This is a genomic window from Armatimonadia bacterium, from assembly GCA_039679385.1.
In the GTDB taxonomy this organism is placed as follows: Bacteria; Armatimonadota; Zipacnadia; order Zipacnadales; family JABUFB01; genus JAJFTQ01.
Genome location: JBDKVB010000068.1, coordinates 22725 through 43114, shown reverse-complemented (window position 1 = coordinate 43114; position 20390 = coordinate 22725). Strand labels below are relative to the sequence as shown.

At 64.7% G+C, this 20390-nt stretch carries 17 protein-coding genes; 3 read left to right on the top strand and 14 right to left on the bottom strand.

The window, feature by feature from the left end; all coding sequences use genetic code 11:
• Positions 1-259 precede the first annotated feature (259 nt).
• Positions 260-1330, top strand: a complete 1071-nt coding sequence (locus ABFE16_07200) for a uroporphyrinogen decarboxylase family protein (GenBank protein MEN6345079.1) — start codon at positions 260-262, stop codon at positions 1328-1330.
• A 111-nt stretch (positions 1331-1441) separates the two neighbouring features.
• A complete protein-coding gene (locus ABFE16_07195) occupies positions 1442-2389 on the top strand; it encodes a hypothetical protein (protein MEN6345078.1) in 948 nt (315 codons plus the stop codon).
• Positions 2390-2391: 2 nt separating this feature from the next.
• Here ABFE16_07195 and ABFE16_07190 read toward each other — a convergent pair whose 3' ends face one another.
• From ABFE16_07190 to rplU, 5 genes are all read right to left on the bottom strand, one after another.
• Positions 2392-3537, bottom strand: a complete 1146-nt coding sequence (locus ABFE16_07190; GenBank protein MEN6345077.1) for a hypothetical protein — start codon at positions 3535-3537, stop codon at positions 2392-2394.
• A gap of 66 nt (positions 3538-3603) precedes the next feature.
• Complete coding sequence (gene ftsA / locus ABFE16_07185; protein ID MEN6345076.1) at positions 3604-4884, bottom strand: cell division protein FtsA; 1281 nt, start codon at positions 4882-4884, stop codon at positions 3604-3606.
• A 182-nt stretch (positions 4885-5066) separates the two neighbouring features.
• Positions 5067-6356, bottom strand: coding sequence for a GTPase ObgE (obgE, locus tag ABFE16_07180; GenBank protein MEN6345075.1), 1290 nt, complete (start codon positions 6354-6356; stop codon positions 5067-5069).
• Between the two features lie 152 nt (positions 6357-6508).
• Complete coding sequence (gene rpmA, locus ABFE16_07175) at positions 6509-6772, bottom strand: 50S ribosomal protein L27 (protein MEN6345074.1); 264 nt, start codon at positions 6770-6772, stop codon at positions 6509-6511.
• Positions 6773-6888: 116 nt separating this feature from the next.
• Positions 6889-7200: a 50S ribosomal protein L21 gene (gene rplU, locus ABFE16_07170; protein ID MEN6345073.1), complete on the bottom strand. Its 312-nt coding sequence runs from the start codon at positions 7198-7200 to the stop codon at positions 6889-6891.
• Positions 7201-7531: 331 nt separating this feature from the next.
• Between rplU and ABFE16_07165 the strand changes: the two genes are divergently transcribed.
• Positions 7532-8155: a DUF1559 domain-containing protein gene (locus tag ABFE16_07165; protein MEN6345072.1), complete on the top strand. Its 624-nt coding sequence runs from the start codon at positions 7532-7534 to the stop codon at positions 8153-8155.
• A gap of 7 nt (positions 8156-8162) precedes the next feature.
• Here ABFE16_07165 and ABFE16_07160 read toward each other — a convergent pair whose 3' ends face one another.
• The 9 genes from ABFE16_07160 to ABFE16_07120 all read right to left on the bottom strand — a co-directional run bounded on the left by ABFE16_07160 (position 8163) and on the right by ABFE16_07120 (position 20197).
• Positions 8163-9140 (bottom strand): NAD-dependent epimerase/dehydratase family protein, encoded by a 978-nt coding sequence (locus ABFE16_07160; GenBank protein MEN6345071.1) that lies wholly within the window; start codon positions 9138-9140, stop codon positions 8163-8165.
• A 50-nt stretch (positions 9141-9190) separates the two neighbouring features.
• Positions 9191-10426 carry a glycosyltransferase gene (locus tag ABFE16_07155; protein MEN6345070.1) on the bottom strand — a complete coding sequence of 412 codons (1236 nt, stop codon included), beginning with the start codon at positions 10424-10426 and terminating at the stop codon, positions 9191-9193.
• Positions 10426-11586, bottom strand: coding sequence for a glycosyltransferase family 4 protein (locus tag ABFE16_07150; GenBank protein MEN6345069.1), 1161 nt, complete (start codon positions 11584-11586; stop codon positions 10426-10428). The genes ABFE16_07155 and ABFE16_07150 overlap by 1 nt, the downstream gene beginning before the upstream one ends.
• Entirely contained in the window at positions 11583-12866 is a 1284-nt protein-coding gene (locus ABFE16_07145) for a hypothetical protein (protein ID MEN6345068.1), read from the bottom strand. Before ABFE16_07145 ends, ABFE16_07150 begins: the two co-directional genes overlap by 4 nt.
• Before the next feature lie 51 nt (positions 12867-12917).
• Positions 12918-14465, bottom strand: coding sequence for a lipopolysaccharide biosynthesis protein (locus tag ABFE16_07140; protein MEN6345067.1), 1548 nt, complete (start codon positions 14463-14465; stop codon positions 12918-12920).
• Between the two features lie 195 nt (positions 14466-14660).
• A complete protein-coding gene (locus ABFE16_07135; protein MEN6345066.1) occupies positions 14661-16880 on the bottom strand; it encodes a Wzz/FepE/Etk N-terminal domain-containing protein in 2220 nt (739 codons plus the stop codon).
• A 58-nt stretch (positions 16881-16938) separates the two neighbouring features.
• Positions 16939-18150 (bottom strand): glycosyltransferase family 4 protein, encoded by a 1212-nt coding sequence (locus tag ABFE16_07130; GenBank protein ID MEN6345065.1) that lies wholly within the window; start codon positions 18148-18150, stop codon positions 16939-16941.
• A gap of 237 nt (positions 18151-18387) precedes the next feature.
• Positions 18388-19341 carry a hypothetical protein gene (locus tag ABFE16_07125; protein MEN6345064.1) on the bottom strand — a complete coding sequence of 318 codons (954 nt, stop codon included), beginning with the start codon at positions 19339-19341 and terminating at the stop codon, positions 18388-18390.
• A gap of 73 nt (positions 19342-19414) precedes the next feature.
• Positions 19415-20197: a ribonuclease Z gene (locus ABFE16_07120; GenBank protein ID MEN6345063.1), complete on the bottom strand. Its 783-nt coding sequence runs from the start codon at positions 20195-20197 to the stop codon at positions 19415-19417.
• Positions 20198-20390: the final 193 nt, after the last annotated feature.

The window sequence follows — 20390 nt, the reverse complement described above, 5'->3', positions numbered from 1 at the left end:
ACCTCTCGTTACCCGAAATGATAAAAGGTACTGCGGGGGTGGTGCTTCCCCGCCATCGTCCTACGGCTCGGCAAGCGTCCCCGGCTGTCGCCGGCCCATGCTGCGACGAGGGGAGACACGCACTTCGCCCCGTCGGCAGACGATTCCTTCTCCCCGCGAACCGACATCAGGGAAGGTCTGCTGCCTCGCGTGCCGAACTGTCCCCGTCGGCTCTCGCCACTAACTGGCGCATCGTGCCCAGGGCAAAGGACACCCGACCATGCCGACCGAGATGACTTCGCGCGAGCGTTTTGCCTGTGTCTACCGTCACGAGGAGCCCGACCGGCTGCCCATGCATGACAGCCCCTGGGCCTCGACCGTCGAGCGCTGGCACCGGGAGGGCTTGCCGGCAGGCGTCTCACCGGCCCAGTTCTTCGGCTGGGACGCGCAGGGCTCCATCGGCCACGACAACAGCCCGCGCTATCCTGTGCAGACGCTCGAGGAGACCGCAGACTACACGATCCACACTACCCTCTGGGGAACGACCCTCAAGAATTGGCGCAGCCACGGTGGTGTCCCCGAGTTCCTCGACTTCACGATCAAGGACCACGACTCCTGGGCCGAAGCGAAACAGCGCATGACACCCTCGCCGGAGCGAGTGGACTGGGCGACCCTCGAACGCAACTACCCGCAATGGCAGGCCCAGGGCGCCTGGATCGTCGCGGGAGCCTGGTTCGGCTATGACGTCTTCGCCAGTTGGATCTGCGGCTACGAGCGGATTCTGATGGCGCTGATCGAGGACCCCGACTGGGTCCGCGACATGATCGAGACGGCGCTCGAACTCAACCTCAAGATGCTCGAGATGATCTGGGATCGCGGCTACCACTTCGACGTCGTCCGCTGGCCCGATGATATGGGCTACCGCAATGGTCTCCTCTTCTCCGTGGACACCTACCGCAGAGTAGTGAAGCCGGCCCAGAAGCGCATGATCGACTGGTGCCACAATCGTGGCGTCCGGGCGATGCTCCACTCCTGCGGGAACGTCATGGAGCTCATCCCGGAGTGGGTCGAGATCGGCCTAGACGCGCTGCAGCCGCTGGAGCAGAAGGCCGGTATGGATGCCCTTGCGATCAAGGCCAAGTGGGGCGACAAGCTCACGATTGAGGGCGGCATCGATGTGCGGAACATGACCGACGGGGCACGCCTTGAGGAGGAGATCCGCACCAAGCTCGCGATCCTCAAGCAGGGCGGAGGCTACATCTTCCACTCCGACCACTCCGTGCCCGAGACCGTCAGCTTTGCCGACTACTGCCGCGTGATGGAGCTGGCGAGGTGGTACGGTCGCTACTAGAAGCTACCTACGGGTAGGACCCGTGCCGGGGTCACAGCACACATACCCGAGACGTCAGAGGACAGTCCAGGGGCGCTTGAGGGCGCCCTGGGCATCACTTGGGAGGCAGTCATGGCGCTCACGTCGCAGATGGTTAAAGAGTACGCCCTGAGTTGCGGAGCCGACCTGTGTGGCATCGCCTCGATGGACCGCTTTGAGGGCGCGCCGAAGCAGGCCGATCCACGCTACATCGCTCCAGACGCGAAGTCGATGATCGTGATGGGCTTCCGCATTCCGCGCGGGTCACTGCGAGGCATCGAGGAGGGCACTTTCTGGGTGTCCTACTGCTCGATGGGCTACGCAGCAATCAACCACGTCCTGCAGCCGATGGTCTGCTGGCAGGTCACGTCGATGATTGAGGACGCCGGCTACGAGGCCTGCCCGATCCCGAATAACTTCCCCTGGTGCAACATGAGCAGCGGCACCGGCGAGCCAAACCCCAACTGGAGCCGCCCTGTAGAGCCCGGCAAGCCCGCACCCGACGTCTTCGTCCACATGCGAATCGCGGCCGTCGCCGCCGGTCTGGGCGAGATCGGCTGGTCCAAGATGTTCATGTCGCCGCGCTTTGGGCCGCGCCAGCGCCTGGCAGCGATCCTCACCGATGCGCCGCTGGAGCCGGACCCCATCTACGACGGCCCGGCTCTCTGCGACCGCTGCATGCTCTGCGCGAGGGACTGCACCGGCAATGCCATCCCCACCGACGACTCCGTCAAGATCACCCTGGCGGGCAAAGAGATCGAGTGGGGCAACATCAACTACGACAAGTGCAGTCGCTACTTCTGCGGCGCCTCCGAGGAGTTCAACCCCTTCATGATCAGCGAGGAGGACCGCGCCGGGTTCAAGCAGCCCGTCGGCCGTGCCCAGCAGTACAAGGTCTCGCCGACCTATGACTACGGTCGGGCGCTCGAGGGCGCACGCGGCTGCATCCGCGCCTGCATGGTCCACCTGGAGGAACAGGGCAAGCTCGGCAACACCTTTGACCAGCCCTTCCGCCGCCGCAAGGCCTGGCGGCTGGGCTAAGCTCAGGGCGCAGGCTTCTCCGGCACCGGAGTCAGCCAGTCCAGCCACAGCACGTTACTCAGGTCCGTCTCCGCGCCCATGGCGGACAGGTCGCCCAGGATCAGCATGCCGACCTGCTCCGGGTCGAGTTTGCCGTCGGGGTCGGGACGGTTGCCATCGAGCTTGAACTGCGCCAGCGGCAGCGTGACGGTCTGCCAGCCGTCGAGCCCGCTCAGAGTGAAGCTCGTGTTGTAGCTTGACTTGTCACCCGGGCCGCGTTGCTCCTCCAGCCCGACTATGAAGGTTGCCTTGCCACTTGAGCGGAGCCGGATCTGTATTGCGCCGGCTCCGCTCAGCGCTCCAGGCCTGAGTGCATGGGCGACAGCAAAGAACGTCCGGCTCGGAACCAGGTACTCCACCTTCAGCACCGGCTCGCCGGCGTCGTCCGCATCCTCCGTGAGCTTCACGTTCAGGCCTCCAACGAAGGCCATCCCCTTCACCGGTAGACCATAGGAGACCATCGGCGCCGGCACCGCGGGCGTCGGCTCAGGCACGGCCTCCGTAAGCTTCAGGTCATCCAGCAACAGCGTCTGCTCGCCGGCCGGCTCCATGTAGAACAGGGTGTTCGCTTCACCGGACTGCCCCAGCATCGCTTGCAGGTCGATCAGCACGAGCGCCGAAATCCGCTCTGGGTCAAGCTTGCCGTCCGGGTCGGCCGGTCCGTCGCGGTCGAAGGTGAAGTCCTTCAGCCGCAGCGTGAAGGGCTGCCACTGATTCGCCTGAGACCACAGCATCGCCGCGTAGCGTGGCCCGTTGTCGCCCTCGCCCAGCATGCACGCGAAGGGACCCGCAAGAGTCGTGCGGAGCGCGAAGGACATCGCGCCGAGCTTCGGCTGGGCGGGCATCACCGGCATCAATACCGACCCAGGAAGGTCGGGCACGCCTGGCGTCTGGGGAATGAGCCGCTGCGTGTAGACCAGCCGCAAAGCGCCCTTGCCCGCGAAGGCAGCGCCTTCGTCGTGGCACACCGCAAGGGTCGCCTGGCGGTCCATGGTGAACACGCCGCCAAGATCCGTCTCGAAGTCGCGCTGGACCAGAACCTGAGGGGGATCGCCGGCTGCGAAGCACGGCATGAGGAGTAGAACCCACCACAGCAATGAGGAACGCATCGGCCACCTCCGGGATGATTGCCCTCGGGGGCGCGTCGCTGTGGCTTCTGAGTATGTCTGCGGCGGTCAGTAGCGGCGCGTCACCCGAAGCGCAGCATTCTGAAACCGTGGAGCGAAGTCTTGCCACCAGGCTCGTGCTCGGTGCATCAGCTGCCGCACCGAGAAGCCTTCCGCGACCGCGCCGGCCGTTGCGTCAGCGCCCTCTTCGGCCGCCTGAATCGCCAGACCAACGCCCGTTGCATGCGCGGGTGTCGCCACGCTCTCTGCCAGCCCGACGAGGTTACGCGGTGACCCGACACGTACCGGCAGGCCGTCGAGCACCGTCGAGGCAAGCCGCCATGCCTCACTCAACTGCGCACCGCCACCCGAGATCACTACGCCGCCGTTGAGCGAGCGGTACACACCCGCACGCTTCAGGTCGCTCTTGGTGAGGGTGAAGATCTCTTCCAGGCGTGGCTCGATGATCTCGGAGATGAGCTTCTGGGGGATCCGCTCGGTCTCCCCGGTTCCCGTCAGCGTGATCTGAACATAGTCGTCCGCAGAAGCCATCTCGGCCAGCGCGCGACCGAACCGGCATTTCAGGGCCTCAGCGTCCTCCAGGCTGATGTGCAGGACGCGCGCGATGTCCCTCGTCAGGTGGTTTCCGGCCACGGGAATCGCCGAGGAGTGGCAGATTGACCCGTTCTCGAAGGCGGCGATGTCGGTGGTGCCGCCCCCGATGTCGATCAGGATCACGCCAAGGTCCTTTTCGACCTCGGTAAGCACCGCATGGCCGGTCGCGATCGGCTCGAGGACGCTTTGCTGAACCTCGACGCCACCCTCAACCACGCACTTCTCGACGTTCCAGATCATGCTCGCCATGCCCGTGACGACGTGCACTTCAGCGTCCAGGTGCGTCGCCGACATCCCAATCGGACGCCGGACGCCCTTCTGGCCGTCGAGAACGAAATCGCGCACGATCGTGTGCACGACCTGCCGATCCGAAGGCAGGGCCACACTGTCGCGCGCGCTCTGGATGACCTTCTCGACGTCCTCGGCCGTGACCTCGGCCGTGCTGCCGGTGCGCACGCGGCCAGTCACATTGGTGCACTGGATGTGGTCGCCGGTGATGCCCACGTAGGCACCCGCGATCTTCACATCTGCCATGCGTTCGGCTGCCGCAACGGACTCCCGAATCGAGTTGACGGTAAGTTCACGGTCAACGACGACGCCGCGTCGCAGGCCGTCTGAGGGGTACAGGCCAACCCCCAACACGTCCAGGGCGCCACGGGGTGTGGGACGTCCGATGACGGTACAGATTTTGGTGGTCCCGACGTCGATGCCGGCTACAATAGGGTCCCGGCGCACCGGCATACTCCCCCTGGAGTGGTCAACAGTCGCTGCTTCATACGCTGTGTGTGAGTTCCTCGTTGTTCGTATCTTACCTTAGCGCAGGACGACTGGCAAGAGGCAGAGACCCCCTGCCGTCGCTGCGACGGGCTCGCCTTCCGAGTCCTACTCGGCGCTGCCACGACCCTCGCGAGGGGGCACTACCCCATACCGTACTCGAGCTCGATATCCCCCACGAAGACCGTGTCCCCAGGCTCAGCGCCCAGCGCATCGAGCTGCTCCAGAATCCCCATCTCGTCCAGTTGCGTGTGGAACCACTCGACGCCGTACTGCGACTCCAGGTTCACCCTCTGGATGATCGCCTCAACTTCCGACCCTCGAACGACGTAAACGTTCGGAGCCATCCGTCGGACTTCCAGACGGTGCACCGGCGGCAGTGGCGCTTCGAACTTGCGGGGCTTGACCTTCTTGTCGGCGAACTCGTCGACAGGCGCGATTTCGTCGAGCTTTCGGGCCACCTCGTTCACGAGCGTCTCAACGCCCTGATGGGTCACGCCGGAGATCTGGAAGCACTGCCTGCCGTCCCGCTCGGCGAGAGACCGTACCCGAGCCACCGCCTCGGGGTCCTGCAAGACATCCATCTTGTTCAGGGCCACAAACTGCGGCAACTCGCTCAGTCGCTCGTCGTGGAGGTGGAGCTCGCGGTTGATCGTTTCGTAGTCCTCAGCGGGGTCGCGCCCATCGGTGCCGGCGATGTCGACCACATGCACAAGCATCCGCGTGCGCTCGACATGCCGCAGGAACTCGTGACCCAGGCCGATGCCCTCATGAGCTCCCTCGATCAGCCCGGGCACGTCGGCAACCACGAAGGACCTGCCACCCGAGGCCTCTACGACGCCGAGGTTGGGCTGCAGCGTCGTGAAGGGATAGGACGCGATCTTCGGTCTGGCCGCCGAGATGCAACTGATGAGTGTGGACTTGCCGGCATTCGGGAAGCCAACGATACCCACGTCCGCAATCAGCTTCATCTCGACGCGCAGCCGACGTTCCTCCGCCTTCTCCCCCATCTCAGCGAAACGAGGCGTCTGCCGAGAGGGAGTCGCGAAGGACGCGTTGCCACGCCCGCCACGACCACCTCGCGCCGCCAGTAGAGTGTCGCCGGCGTTTACCAGGTCTGCGAGCTGTTCCCCGGTATCCACGTCATATATCATCGTCCCGGGAGGAACCGGGATGTACAGGTCACGGGCTGACTTGCCCGTCTTCTCTGCACCCGAGCCATGCCTGCCGTGAACGGCCGCAAAAATCGTCTTGTAGCGGAAGTCGATCAGCGTCCGCTTGCTACCGTCCACCCGCAGGTAGACACTGCCGCCACGGCCCCCATCGCCACCAGAAGGCCCGCCTCGCGGCATGTGAGCTTCATGCCGCAGTGCGACAGCGCCGTTCCCACCACGTCCCGAGCGCACCGTGATTTCAGCAGTATCCAGAAACATAACCCGATCCCCAGAAAAACTGATGCCGGCACCAGTGAGGTGCCGGCACCGTTGCTATTCGTAGTTACCGCACAGTCCTCAACCGCGTCACAGGCCACCCCACTCATCCCACGACTACCCTCGACGAAGCGACCCTCAGTGCGGAGCCGAGCCTAGGAGGTGGCTGCGGGAACGACCTCGACGTGCTTCTTGTCGCCGGCCTTGGTGCGGAACTGCACAGTGCCGTCGACCAGGGCGAACAAGGTGTCGTCCTTGCCGCGACCGACGTTCTCGCCCTCAACAAACTTGCTGCCGCGCTGGCGCAGGATGATGCCGCCGGCCCGGATTGTCTGCCCTGCGTACACCTTCACACCCAGCATCTGCGGCTGGCTGTCGCGACCGTTTTTGGAACTACCCGCTCCCTTTTTATGTGCCATGGGAGGTTCTCCTTCCTCAGAGGCCTGGGTCGAGGCGGGCTCTCAAGGCCATCGCAGGAGCCCGGCCATCCATACCATTGAAGTGATCCGTGCTTACGACGCGAGACGAACTCCAGCTACCCGGCGATCTCAGTGATCTGAACCTGGGTGAAGTGCTGCCGATGACCCCGCGTGCGCTTCCAGCCGCTCTTGGGTTTGTACTTGAAGACAATGATTTTGCGATCGCGGCCCTGCTGCATGACGCGACCAACGACCTTGACGCCGGACAGATAGGGCTCGCCAAGCTTCGCGTCGTCACCGTCGAAGACGGCTAGCACCTTGTCAAACTCGACGGTGTCCCCGGTCTGGGCGTCCAGGCGGTCCATCTTGACAACCTTGCCGGTCTCTGCGCGGTGCTGACGACCGCCTGCTTCGAAGATTGCGTACATCGTCCGTTCGGTCCTTTCCCACCACGCCAGCGCAGTGGCTGGGCACGGATAACAGGATGGCAAAAAAGCAGCCACAATTGCCCGGTCGGCCTCAGAGGCCCTCCGGCTGTAACCGGGTCATAATACTCGAAGCCTCCGCCGCCTGTCAAGCTTCCTTCGCACGACCTACGACCGCCCAAAGTCGCTTCCCTGCGGACGCCTTCCGTCCCGGCCGCTCTCCCGAACCCGCCCGGCCTTTTCCCGCTTGACGCACCGCCCTGGGAGGGTATAGTAGGCAAGTACATGATCGGGCCGAAACCGGGGCGGCCCCCAGGAGAGGCGGAGCACAACGTTGTCGAAGCGGAACGGTTTCACACTGATCGAACTACTGGTTGTCATCGCCATCATCGCCATCCTCGCCGCCATCCTCTTCCCCGTTTTCGCCAGGGCGCGCGAGAAGGCGCGGCAAGTCACCTGCGCCTCGAACCTGCGTCAGCTCGGTCTGTCCCTCACGATGTACCTATCCGACTACGAGGACACCTTCCCCTACCATCTCATCGCCGTCGGGATGTCCTCGACCTATGTCAACTGGCTGAGCAGTCTCGACGCCTACACCCGCAACCACCGCATCTACGAGTGCCCGACCAACAAGCCTGACACCTACTCCGGTCCCACCGACCTCACGCTCTCCTATGTCTGGAACCGCGATCTGAACGGCCGCTGGGCGAGCGAGATCGACGACCCTTCTGTTCTCATCTGCAGCCTCGACGGCATGCAGGTCTCCTGTTCGTACACCGGCAACGACACCTTCCGCGACACAGACGGCACGGACTACACCGAGGACCCCAATCACGGGGCGAGTCCACACCGCACGATCTTCTCCCGCCACAACGGCGGCGGCAACTGCCTCTTCCTCGACGGACACTGCAAGTGGCTCAAGTCCACGCACGTCCGTGAGCACTTGCAGGTCCGATAGCCCGGCTCTACCCCTCGGGGCTGTCTTCGCAGACTTCGCCTGCCACCCGGTACCAGTCCACAAACTCCGCAACGGCCTGCTGGTAGGGTATCTCCGGCACCCAGCCCAGCAGCCGCTCCGCCTTGCGGAGGTCGGCGCAGGTCACCGGCACGTCGCCGGGCTGCTCCGGCATCCTCTCCAGCCGCGCCTTCACTCCCAGACACTCCTCCAGGCATGCGATCAGGTCGCGCAGAGCCACCGGCTCACAGTGCCCCAGGTTGATGGTCTCGTCGTCACGGTCAACCTCAAGGCACATCAGTAGACCGCGTACCATGTCATGCACGGAGGTGTAGTCACGGCTGGTCGAGCCATCCCCATAGACGGGAATCGGCAGCCCCTCCATCATCCTGCGAGCGAACTTGCGGATCGCCATGCCCGGACGTTGTCGGGGGCCCACGGGATTGAAGATGCGTGCGACTACCACGGGCAGACCGCGCAGATGGTGGTAGACGTGGCAGTAGGCCTCCGCCGCGATCTTCGAGGCCGCATAGGGAGACGCTGGATGGTTCAGAAGGGCGTCCTCAGAGAAGGGAGTTGGCGTCCCGATCCCATACACCGACGAGGAGGAAGCAAAGACGAAGCGTAACACCTCAGCCTCAGCGGCTGCCTGGAGCACGTTCAGGGTTCCCTGGACGTTGACCGACAGGTACTCCGCCGGCTGCCGGATCGACTCCCGCACACCACCACGGGCGGCGAGGTGCATGACGCTGTCAGGCCGATACCGAGTGAAGACCTCACCCAGGCGGTCGGCGCAGAGTATGTCGGCTTCGACCAGGCAGAACCCCGGGCCGGCCTTCGCCTGCGCAAGGTTCGCTTCCTTCACCGAGCGCGGGTAGACCGGGTCGAAGTTGTCCAGCCCAATCACCCTGTCCCCGCGGGCGATCAGGGCATCAGCCACATGTGACCCGAGATACCCGGCAGCGCCGGTGACCAGAACCGTCGCCAAGGCGGAAGGCTCCTCGTCGGTTTCGTGATATCCTCGCCCAGGCCCTGCCCTTAGCCCTTCAGGCCCTCGTACTTCTCCATGTTGTCGCAGATGGCCCGAGCGATGTTGTCCAGCCGGTAGCGCTGCACCCGCTCGAGGTTGTAGGCCGCGACCTCCTGCCGCAGTTCGGGACTCGCCTGCAGTCGACGCAGAGTCGCATACAGCTCGTCGGGGCGTTCGGACTGGAAGATCATGTCCTCTCTCCCGATCAGCCGCGGAATCTCCCCGCTGTCAGAACCCACCACCGGGCAGCCGCAAGCCATCCCCTCGACGACGACGCGACCAAACTGCTCCTTCCACGGGATCCTCAGCCAGGGCCGGTCATTGCTCTCCTGGCGAAGCTCCGAGGGCACGACCATGACGTCCGCCGCATTGAGGTACCCGCGCAGCCGCGTGTGAGGCACCTTTCCCGGCAGCAGTACGTCGCGCGCGAGCCCCATCTCACGGGCCCTCACGCTCAGCGCATTGTAGTCCCTGCCGTCCCCGAGAAGCAGGAGGGTCGCCTTCACGCCCTCCTTGCGAAGTCGTCCGAAGGCCTCCAGGAGCGTGAATACTCCCTTTGAGCGCTCCACTCCCCCCACGTAGAGGATCAGCAAGTCCTCGATTCCCAGTTCACCACGCGCTTCGCGGCCAGCCTCAGCATCAGGCCCCAGCAGATCGGGGTCATAGCCCAGCAGGCCGTACTCCACCGGTCCGCGATAGCCCGCGAGTCGCCCCACGTCCCGATGCTCAGGTCCGAGCGCGGCGCACCAGTCACACCGTCGGTAGGCACCGCGCCCAAACAACCGCCAGATGCCTTCCATCGACAGTCGGATGTTTTGCTCCAGCGTGAAGGTTAGCACCGGGTTCGACTTCCAGTGCCGAACTCGAGCCGCCAACTGCCACGCATGAGGTACGAAGGGCTGCAGCCACGCGAACACGTAGTCCGGTCGCGGGTCAGGAATCGGCCACGGCGCGAAGGGATGCAAGTAGCACCCGACTGCATGAGCAGCGAACCCGGGCAGACGCAGCACCGGCATCGCGTGCACTTGCGTGCGTTCCAGCTTCCACCGCTCGATGAACTCCTCAGAGGTCTTCACATGGTTCGGCGCAGTCACGATCTGCAGGTCCCACTCGGGACGCGCCTGACGCACGTACTTGACCAGCGCCAGCTCGCTGTGCACCGAACTGCGGTGGAAGAAGACGCTCGCAAACTGCTTGCGTCGCGGGGCGCCGCTCCCAGCCTCAAGTGCCTTCGCACTGTCCACTACGCCCCACCTCCCGCCAGGCTCAGCAACTGCGCTCGCTGCTGCTCCCAGTGGCGCTCGAAGCACAGGCGCTCGGCAAACAGGCGCCGCAGTCGTTCCGACGTTCCGGCGTCAGCCCGTGCCAGCACCTTGCGAATCGCCTCGGCAATCGCCTCCGGCGTTATCTGCGCGATGCACTCGCCTTCGAGCTCACCGCGAACCAGGTCCTTGAGGTGCGGGTGCTCCCAGCACAGAACGGGCACCCCGCACATGGCATACTCGAACAGCTTATTGGGGGCGCAGTAGATGGTATTTGGCCCGTCCGGCCGGTACAGCATCATCCCCACGTCGGCGCCCATCGTATAGGTCAGCATGTCAGGGTGGCGCAGGTGATCCAGGCAGACGACGCGGTCGCCCACTCCCTGCTTCGCGATCTCCTCCAGTACCGACCTTTCGTAGGGGTCCGCCTCACGTCGCCGGAAGCCGACCAGCAGCAGGCCCACCTCGGGCGGCAACTGAGCCAGAGCCTGAACCAGATGCACGACGCAACGCTGGTCGGAGATCGACCCGGCGTAGTACGCAACGTGCTTTGGCTCAGTGCCCTGTCGCCGAAAAAGCTCCAGTACTCGCTCCCGGGCGTCAGCTTCCACCGGCGGCTGCTCGCTGATCGAGGGCGCGTTCGGCAAGACCACCATCGGACAGCCCCAGTGGTAGCGACTCCGGAGGATGTCCACGCGGGCCTGATTGTTCACGATCGCGCCGGCGAAGTAGCGCTGGTAGTGGTTCTCGGCGCACCGGTTCATCAGGGGCTTGAGCGTATTGAAGTCGTACAGATCGGAGGCCAGGTAGACCAGGGGCTGCGCACCCCGGCAGTGAACCAGCGCCGGCAGAGCCGCTGCATGGTGGGCGATCACCAGGTCGGCAGCACCTTGCGACAGGTACTGCCGAACCGCGCCCTTGATGGCCCCGATGGTCCCCAGGACATTCGTCGGCGTTAGCTCCGGCCGATCCACGACGATGTTCTCGAAGTCTGCCGCAGAGGCCAGAGCGCGGTCGAGAGCCTCCTGGGCGCTGTATATATGGGTTACCTGCCAGCCTTCCTGTGCGAGCTGCTCGCTGATCCGGTACATGAGCGGCGGCCACACATCGTGGCTCAGGCCGACAGCCAAAAGACGCTTCATCCGATCGATCCTTCTGGGTGGCGTGACGCCTCGCTCTGAGCGGAACGCATCTCAGGGGCCTTGCCTCTGCGTTCCTCAGCAAGCTGCTCGGCTTTCCTGATCGCACCTGCAAGGAGCATGAACACGCAGATCGCCACGGAGTTGCGCTTACGGATAGCCCAGGCGACATTCGTCACATACACTGCGGAAACCAAGTTGTAGAACCCAAAGACGCCGAGCGCGTACTGCTCCGGGCGACCGTAGCGTTCCCACTTCCCCTGCCACAGACGGTACCCGATGTAGCCGTAGGCCGGCAGCCACTGCACATAGTCAGCGAGAGCCATCAGCCGCTTCGCCCCGCCCACTCCCACGAACAGAATCCCTACGAAATACTGCATGACGTTCATCAGGACCACAAAGCCCAGCGAGGCGCTCTGCAGCGACGCCATCTTGTAGGCGGCACCACCGGCCCTGAACCGCGCCTGATAGTCCAACTGCTCCAGAACGTCGGTCTCGCCGAAGAAGGCTCGCATCGCCACGACGCCGACCGCAACAGTCCCACACAGGGCCGCCATCGCCCAGGCGGGCTTCCGCAGCCGGCTCGGCATTGTCCGAATCCCGCGCGAGATGTCGGTCAGTCCGTAGGCCATCACCATCGACATCCCGGCGATGGGCTGGACCAGGTACCCCAGATAGGCGCCGGCTGCGATCCCCAGGCCTCGCAGCCACCGACGCTCCTCGAAGACCGTGATCCACAGCAGCGACCAGCCGGTCACGAAGGTCAGCCAGGGCTCGCGGAAGTAGCTCGCGTCATGACTCGCGGCGAAGGGCCACAGGATCGCCACCGCCGTTGGGAAGACCGCAGCCCGGGCACCATAGCGACGCCGACTGATTGCCCACACCGCCAGTAGTCCTGACACCGCGGCGCACAGGCTGATCATCCGCAGCCCGGGTGGGCCCGCGTCAAAGGCCAGGCTCTGCATGATGTAGAGTACACAGCCGAACCGCGTGTTCTGGCGCAGCAGCAACTCGTCGATCAGCAGCCGCGGATTGCCCTCAAAGGTGCTTGCGAGTTGGGTGAAAACACCTTCGTCGCTCTGGGGTCGCGGATCGGTAACCCAGTACGAGTCGCCGGTAGCCAGTGCCATCAGCGCCGGTGCCGCCAGCCGTACGCCAACCGCCAACAGAAAGACGAGCGCCGCTTCCCGGAGGGCAGGGCGCGAGGGCCGCGCGACGATCGCGCAGATCACGACGGCGGCGCAGGCGATGGCCCCGCTATAGGCCCATCCGGTGAAGCCCAAGTCCTCCTCCTCCAGGAGAGAGTACGCACACGACCGTCCAGGCAGCAGGTACTAGGCCGTAGCCGATGGTTTGCGGAAACGCGCAGCCACCCGCTGCAAGAGCATCTGGTCCTCGGGCTCAAGGCCAAGAGCAAGACTGACGGCTACATAGGCCGCCAGATAGAGAACGAAGCCTGCTGCAAGGTCGACCCAGATCCCGCCCGGGTACCACAGCAGCACAGGGGCTGCAAGGACGGCCGCAGCAACCGGCTTGGCGCTTCGCCAGCAGTAGGTCCGCAGGCCGTGTTGGCACCGGATGGCCACCATCGGCAGCAGCGCCGACAGTGCGACGGAGATGGACGAAGAGACCGCGAAGCCCACCAACCCCAGACCGTGTACCCTGACCAACAGATAGCACAGTGCCAGGTTCGAGAACATGGCCACACTGTGCGTGACGGCCAGCACCCACTGGCCTCGAGCCATCCCGAGCACGCAGCGAGTGTGCCCCGCCGAGGCGTTCACTGCCTGTCCCACATACGCGATCTGCAGTGCCAGGGTGCCCACCACGAAACTCGGGCCGAACACCCCCAGAATGCTGTGCGCCTTGAACATGCAGAACACGATCAGCGGAAGGGTGAGATGGGAGACCCAGCGAGTAGCGGTGTAGAACACCGACTGGAGCTTCTCCATCTCCCCTCTCTCGTACAGGTCGGCGATCGTCGGCTGCAGGATCCCACCGACCACGCTCAGGCCCAGTGAATCCACGAAGGTGACCGCCACAACCGCTCCGTAGACAGCCACATCCTGCGTCGAGAGCCACAGCCCGGTCAGGAACACGTTGACGCGCCCGACGCCGAACTCTGAAACGAGAATGATGACAAAGGGCAACGCCACACCAACCAGCCCGGCCACATTGCACATCCGCCAGCTTCCGAGCCTCACCCGTGGGAAGCAGCGGCGCATCCCCAACAGACCAACCAAGACGGCCGCAAGGCCCCCGAACAGCACACCCGCACAGGCCCAGAAGGCTCTCTCAGACGGTGGCGACGTCCGCGCCAGGGCCAGCACGAGGGCCACGCCACCCACGAGCGCACCCACCCGCATGCTGAACTCGGCCATCTCCTGATATACGACCGTGCGCTTGCCCAGGCATCCCGAAGCAAGGTTCGTGCCCAGGAGCAGCAGTGGCAGCGCCCAGAAGGATACCTCCAGCATCGGGGCAACCGCGGGGTGATGCAACAGATCCTCCGCCACCAACCGGGCGCCGCCAAGCGTCATGGCAAGCGCCGCCAGCACACCGGCCAGCAGCGAGACGACACCGCCGAAGACTACGGTTCCCGCGGCGCGGTCGTCCTCACCCGCGCCGTCATGCACCGCCACTAGCCGCACAGTCCCCAGCGAGAGCGGAGCACCGAGGACGAGCATGGCGAAGTTGATGCTGGTGTCGACCAGGCAGTACAGCCCATAGCCGTCGACGCCGAGCAGGCGAGCCATCACAGGCCCACCGACCACCCGCGCACCCTTCGTCAGCAGCTTGCCACACAGGCTGATAAGGCTGCCCCTGGCAAGGGTGCGAATCTCACGCTCGACTGGGCGCGTCTCACCCTGGGGTAAGGCCATTCGCGTGCACACACTGGGAGAGGCCGGCTGAAGCAGAACCTGCACAAGCACGTCGTCGCATGTGCGACAAGCCGGCGATCAAATGGGATGCCAAGACAACCTACAACCAACCCGACGCTCTCTCCGTTGCGGCCGTCAGGCCGCCCGCACAGAGCCCCGGCCTTGCGTGGAGCACAGCAGCTCACGTGCCGCGGTTCATTTTGCCCCCGACCGATTCGCAACCAATCCCAGTACGTTAGCTCCGGCCCGCGCGAGAATCGTGCGGACACTGCGCAGCGCCGGCCTCCGAGCCTGCGTCTCAGCAAACACCAGGAGCACTGCTGAACACTTCCGAGAGAGTATCAAGGCGTCGCTGAACTCACCTGGAGGCGGTGCATCGATGACCACGCAGTCTGCCTGCGCCTGGAGTTTTCTGAGGACCTCATAGAGGGCCTGCGACTCCAGCAGAGCCTGCGGCGTCACAACTTCCGGGGTTCCCGCCGGCAACACCGACAGCACTCCCCCACCAGGCAGAGTCCGCTCCTGCAAGCACTCGGCAAGCGCTCGTTGCCCCGTCACGACCTCAACCAGCCCGGGCGTTACCGCAAGCCCCATCCGCTCCGAGACCGCCGGGCTGCGCAGGTTCGCGTCAACCAGGGCAACGCGCTCACCGGCCTGGGCTGCAGCCAGAGCCAGGCCTGATGCCACAGTGGTGGCGCCCTCACCGCGCATCCCGCAGGTCACAAGAAGCGTCAACGGCCGGTCAACCGGGCCGGAGAACCCAAGGGTCGCATGCAGGCTCAGGAAGGCCTCGCGGACGGCGGGGTCTTCCTCTCCCCGACCCTTCGCCTCCGTGCCCTTCGACGCGATGGCCGGAATGCTCCCCAGCAGCGGCAAACCAAGATCATACTCAGCCTCTGCGGCGTCCAGATAGCGATCGTCACGTGCTTCGGCCACCAACGCAAGCAGGATCCCCAAAAAACCGCCAAACATGCAGCCTGCCAGGAGAGTCAGCAAGGTCCGCGGGCTGACCTTCACACGCTCCCGCAGCGTTGCCGGCTCCAGCAACTCGCTGCCGCTCACCTGTGACTCCTTGGCGAGGGCATATTCCGCCTGCTTCTGACGCAGGAGCCGGTACTGGCTCTCGGTGAGCTCAACCTCGGCGCGAAGCCTGGCGTAGTTCTGCTGCTCCTGGGGCATCTTCGCCACTTGCGCATCCTGCTGCGAGAGCATGCCCTGTGCCTGCGCCAGGGCTGCCTGCGCCGAGCGGAGCTCGACCCGAAGCGTAGCCGCAGAGGCCAGAAGCTGTGCACGCAAGGGGTTCACCGCACGCGTTGTCGCGTCCGACACTCGGCTGGTCTGGCGCTCAATCGCCGCCTTCGTGGCGGCAAGGTCGGCGTCCAGCGCTTTCACCTTGCTGCTGGTCTCGGTGTAGGTGTTGAGCAGCGAGGAGCGCTGGAGGTTCAGCTCCACAAGCTTCTGCTCCAGGGCGCTTACGACGGGGTTCTTCGTCTCGGTCCACTGCTGGACTACAACACGCTCCTGCCGGCTCAACTGCCGAGTGCACTCGCCCAACTGGGCCTGCTTCTGGGCAACTTCACCCTTCAGCTTCCCGACTTGGCCTCTGAGCTCAGCGTACTGCTCGACCTGCAGCTTCACACCGGTCTCGGGGTCACCCAGCTTCAGGCGCGCCGTGTACGTGACCAGCTTCTGCTCTGCCGCTTCGCGTTTCTGCTCCGCGTCCCGCAGCTGCTCGTTGACGTACTCCAGGCAGCCGGACGCAACCCGCTGTGTGCGCTCGAGGGAAGCGATCAGGTAGCTGATGCACACCGCGTTGACAAACTCACTGGCCTTCTCCGGCGTCGCGGCGGAAGCCTTCACCTGCACTACATTGGTGGTCTCCACCGGGCCGACCTCCAGCGAACTGACCAGCACCCGTGCTTCCAGGCCCTCAACCGCCGGTGGGTTCTTGAGCGTCGGGTCGGCCATCAACTCGCGGATGTCCGCTGTGGTGAGACCCCGCTTGCGCCCTTCATTGAGGCTACTCAGCAACTCAGGCCGTCGCTGGATCAAAAGCAGGGCGGCCTCGGCGATCGGCCTGCTGTCGAGGATAGCCACCTGGGTCGAGAGGTCGCTGGAACCTCCGAAGTTGAAGGGCGACTGGGTGACGCCCGTGGCCATTTCACTGACGGTGGTTGAGACAAGGGGAGTTCGACCGGGGCCGGTAACGAGAAGCCTGGCACGAGCGCCCCACACTCGGGGTGCGAAGGCCACGTAGGCGACGGTCAAAGCAAGCACGACGGCAAGCCCGGTACCTACCCACCAACGCCGCCGCCACAGAATCCTGGCGTAATGCCACAGGTCCCTCTGCGGCACCTGCTGCCAGCCATAGGGACCGGGCATCATATCGTCGGTGATCGGTTGTTTCGTGCTCACAGCCATTGGTGGCACCTCGGCAACGCGATACTGCGCGTGGTTGACTCCTTGACCGGTGCTACGGGTCCGACTCTCCTGCGGTACCGAAGGCTGCCTGACCACCCTTGCCTTCAGATAGCAGGCTCAGGTACAGGCCTTCCAAATCCGCCACCACCCGCTCGATGGAGAACTCCTCGCGCATGGCCTGAGCATGGGCACAGAGCCCACGCCGGAGCGCTGGGTCTTCGTACAGACGCAGGATACAAGACGTCAACCCGGCAACATCGCCGGGCTCCGCCAACAAACCGCTATGACCGTCCCGGATCGCCTCTGCCGTGCCCGCGACCGCAGTAGCAACGACCGGGAGCCCCACCACCGAGGCCTCCACCACCGTTCGGGGCAGACCCTCCCACAGGGAGGTCAGCAGGAACACATCGAAGGCCGGGTACAGGTCGCGCACGTCCGTGCGACTGCCAACCAGCCTGAGACGCTCACCAAGCCCCTCCTGGGCAATGGCCATCTCCACCTCACCACGCATCGGCCCGTCACCGATCCACACGAAGAGTGCGTCCTCGTGCTGGCACGTGACAGCCTTGGCGACCTTCACGAAATCGAGCGGCGACTTCTGCGGCCGCAACTGAGCCACGGTTCCGACCACGAACCGCCCCTCGTCGATCCCCAGTGCACGACGAGCCGCTTCGCGTCTTTCGGGGTCAGTGGGCGCGAACTCTTCCATTCGCAGCCCCGAGCGCACCATGTGCCACTGCGAGGAGGCCCCGATGCTGCGCTCTGCAGCGATCCGCTGGTCCTCGCGAGCGACCATCAGCAACCCGTGACAGCGACGCGCCATGTACCTCTCAATGCCGACAAACAGGTTACGCTCCCATGCCGGCATCCGGTCATGGAAGCTCCACCCGTGGACATGATGCACAATGACCGGCACTCGTTCCTTACGAGCGGCAAGCCGCCCCAGAACGCCGGCCTTTGAGCTATGAGTGTGAACCACCGCGGGCCGGTAGCTGCGGATGACCTCCCGCAGTTCACCCAGGGCACGCCAGTCCTGCAGGGGCCTCAGAGGCCGAACCAGGCTGGCGACCTGGAACTGCTCCACGCTACCGGCGACGCTCAGCGCCTCTTCCTCTTCCTCCGTCCCCAACCCATAGGCCAGGGCGGGCTCAAAGGCGGACTGCTCCGACGCCTGGTGCTCCGCCAGGAGTTTGGCGGTGAGTGAAGCCCCTCCACACGCTACCATCTTCGTGATGATGTGCAGTACCTTCGGCTTGTCGGACAAGCAGAAACAACTCCCCGAACGGTCACTTCCCCCGGCCGGCTGCGTGCTTCCTCGCATCGCGCCCCGACCTCACAGACCAAGCCATGAGGACGGCTGCCCCTCAACCCTATCAGCCACGCCACCTGCTGGCCCACCAGTGACCTTAGTTTAGCGAAACCCTGTCACGGTTGTCCAGTGCCCGGCACCGGACCCTGACCGGGGAGGTCCTGCAATCTGTGGACCGTCGGGACGATCCGTCTATCCGGTGATCACCACGTCAACCAGGTAGATGTTCGCCGGGTGCTCGTGCGAATTCGGCTTCGGGTTGTACTCGTGACTCGAGTAGTAGGAGAGCCAGTACCGCTGCGGGTCCTTCGGATGCGCAGCAACCCCCATGTAGGAGGTGTCACCACCGCTCGGAAGCACCACCTGACATACCGGCGTCGTGCCGTCGAGGCGGAACACCGCCGTGTTCACATACCCGCTCGGCTGGTACCAGCGCCCGGACATAAAGGGCTGGTCACCGACGAACCACAGGCACATCCCCTGCAGCTTGATGTCCAGCTCCTCATAGGACCACTCCGTGTAGGGCGGCCGCGACTTCGCCAGCAAGGGGTGACCCTCAGCATACTCCCGCCGCACCAGGGCCCAGCAGGTCCGGTCCGGCGCGAACTCGAAGGCCGTCTCATTCGGCCGCGGCTCTCCCTCACGCACAGCCACCGTCGAGATGTTCTCCCAGATCCGCCCGTCCTTGGTGGCCTTGAAGATCACGCTCCAGTCCGTCCCCCGGTACGCCGCGACATAGCCCCGATTCTGGTACCAGCGTGGCCGCCAGTAGATGTCCTCGCCCTCGATGAACCACCAGGGCGTCCAGTTGTCTCCGTCCGGGCTGAAGCTGTAGCCGGTTGCCCGATGGAACTGCACCCCGCCATCATCGGGGTAGCGCACGAAGGAGTACGAGAACAGCCCCTCCGGCGTCACCATCAGCTTCGGGTCACGAGTGTCGGCGGCAGCGCGAATCGACGCCACGACCTGCCAGCGGTCGCCCTCCGCCGTCCCGCGAAGCACCAGAACTCGCCCATCCTGCGACAGGTGGTTGGTGGCGTGCCGGAAAGTGCAGTACGGGCGGCCCTTGAACCAGCACAGATCAGTGAAGGCGTTGTGGTTGCCATCGGCATAGACCGTCTGCATGCGCTCGAGCTTGAGTTGCATCGATCCTTGTCCCCCTGCGATTCGTCGGAATCACGTCCGCCGCAACTGCTCTGCGAAGACGCGCCCTTCCTCCTCAGCCGCCCACGTGCAGCACGTCGCCCTCCCTGGGAACGAAGGTCGCCGGGAAACGCTCCTGGGCGGCGGCCAGGGAGGCAGCCTGTGCGGCCACATAGCCGTGAACCAGGGCGAGCCGACGAGCACCGGCCAGCGCTGCCACTTCAGCCGCCTCCGGTGATCCGGAGTGCGCCGCCCCTTCCTTGTCACGGGTCGAGTTGGGGCCGAAGGACATCTCGTGCAGCAACAGGTCGGTGCCCTGGGCGAGCTCCACCAGTGCCGGGTTGAAAGGCGTGTCACCCGAGAAGGTCACCGAGACGCCACTCGCGTTCTCCACCCGGTAGCAGAGGCTGGGAACGTTGTGCAGGGCCTTCACGGCCTTCACTTCCAGCCCGCAGTCCGTGAACTGGTCACCGGGCGCTACGTCATGCACTTCCACAGGGAATTCCAGCTCCGGGTACCGGTCGGTCTGCAGGAAGCGCTGGGCGTCCTCGACGACACGCCCGATCTCGCCCGCAGGCCCGTAGACGTGCAGGAACCGCTTCTCGGGCACCCGACGGCCTTCGAGTCCAAGGTAGAACAGCAGCCCCACGATCCCCATGTAGTGGTCGTGGTGACAGTGCGTCACAATCAGCGCGTCGATGTCCAGCGGGTCAAGGCCGGCGGAGGTAAGCCCGGCGACAACGTGCCAGCCGGCGTCTACCAGCAGCGAACCGTTCACGCAGTAGCAACTGGAATCGCGACCGGCCTCCGGCGTGCAAGTAGCTGTGCCCAGAACCGTAAGGGTGATCTCCTCGGCCACGAGCGTAACCTCTCTTCTACATGTCTGTAAGCAGCCCGCAAGGCTCAAGCCCCTCGGGAAGGTCATGTCTCACGATAGCGCGAAAGACCCTCACCAGTCTTTGTGGTCTTTCGGCAGCCGGAGGGAACCGGTAGTTCAACGCCGTGCGGGGATAGTCCTCTATCCGGCGCCACCACGATTGCCTGCCGCCGCT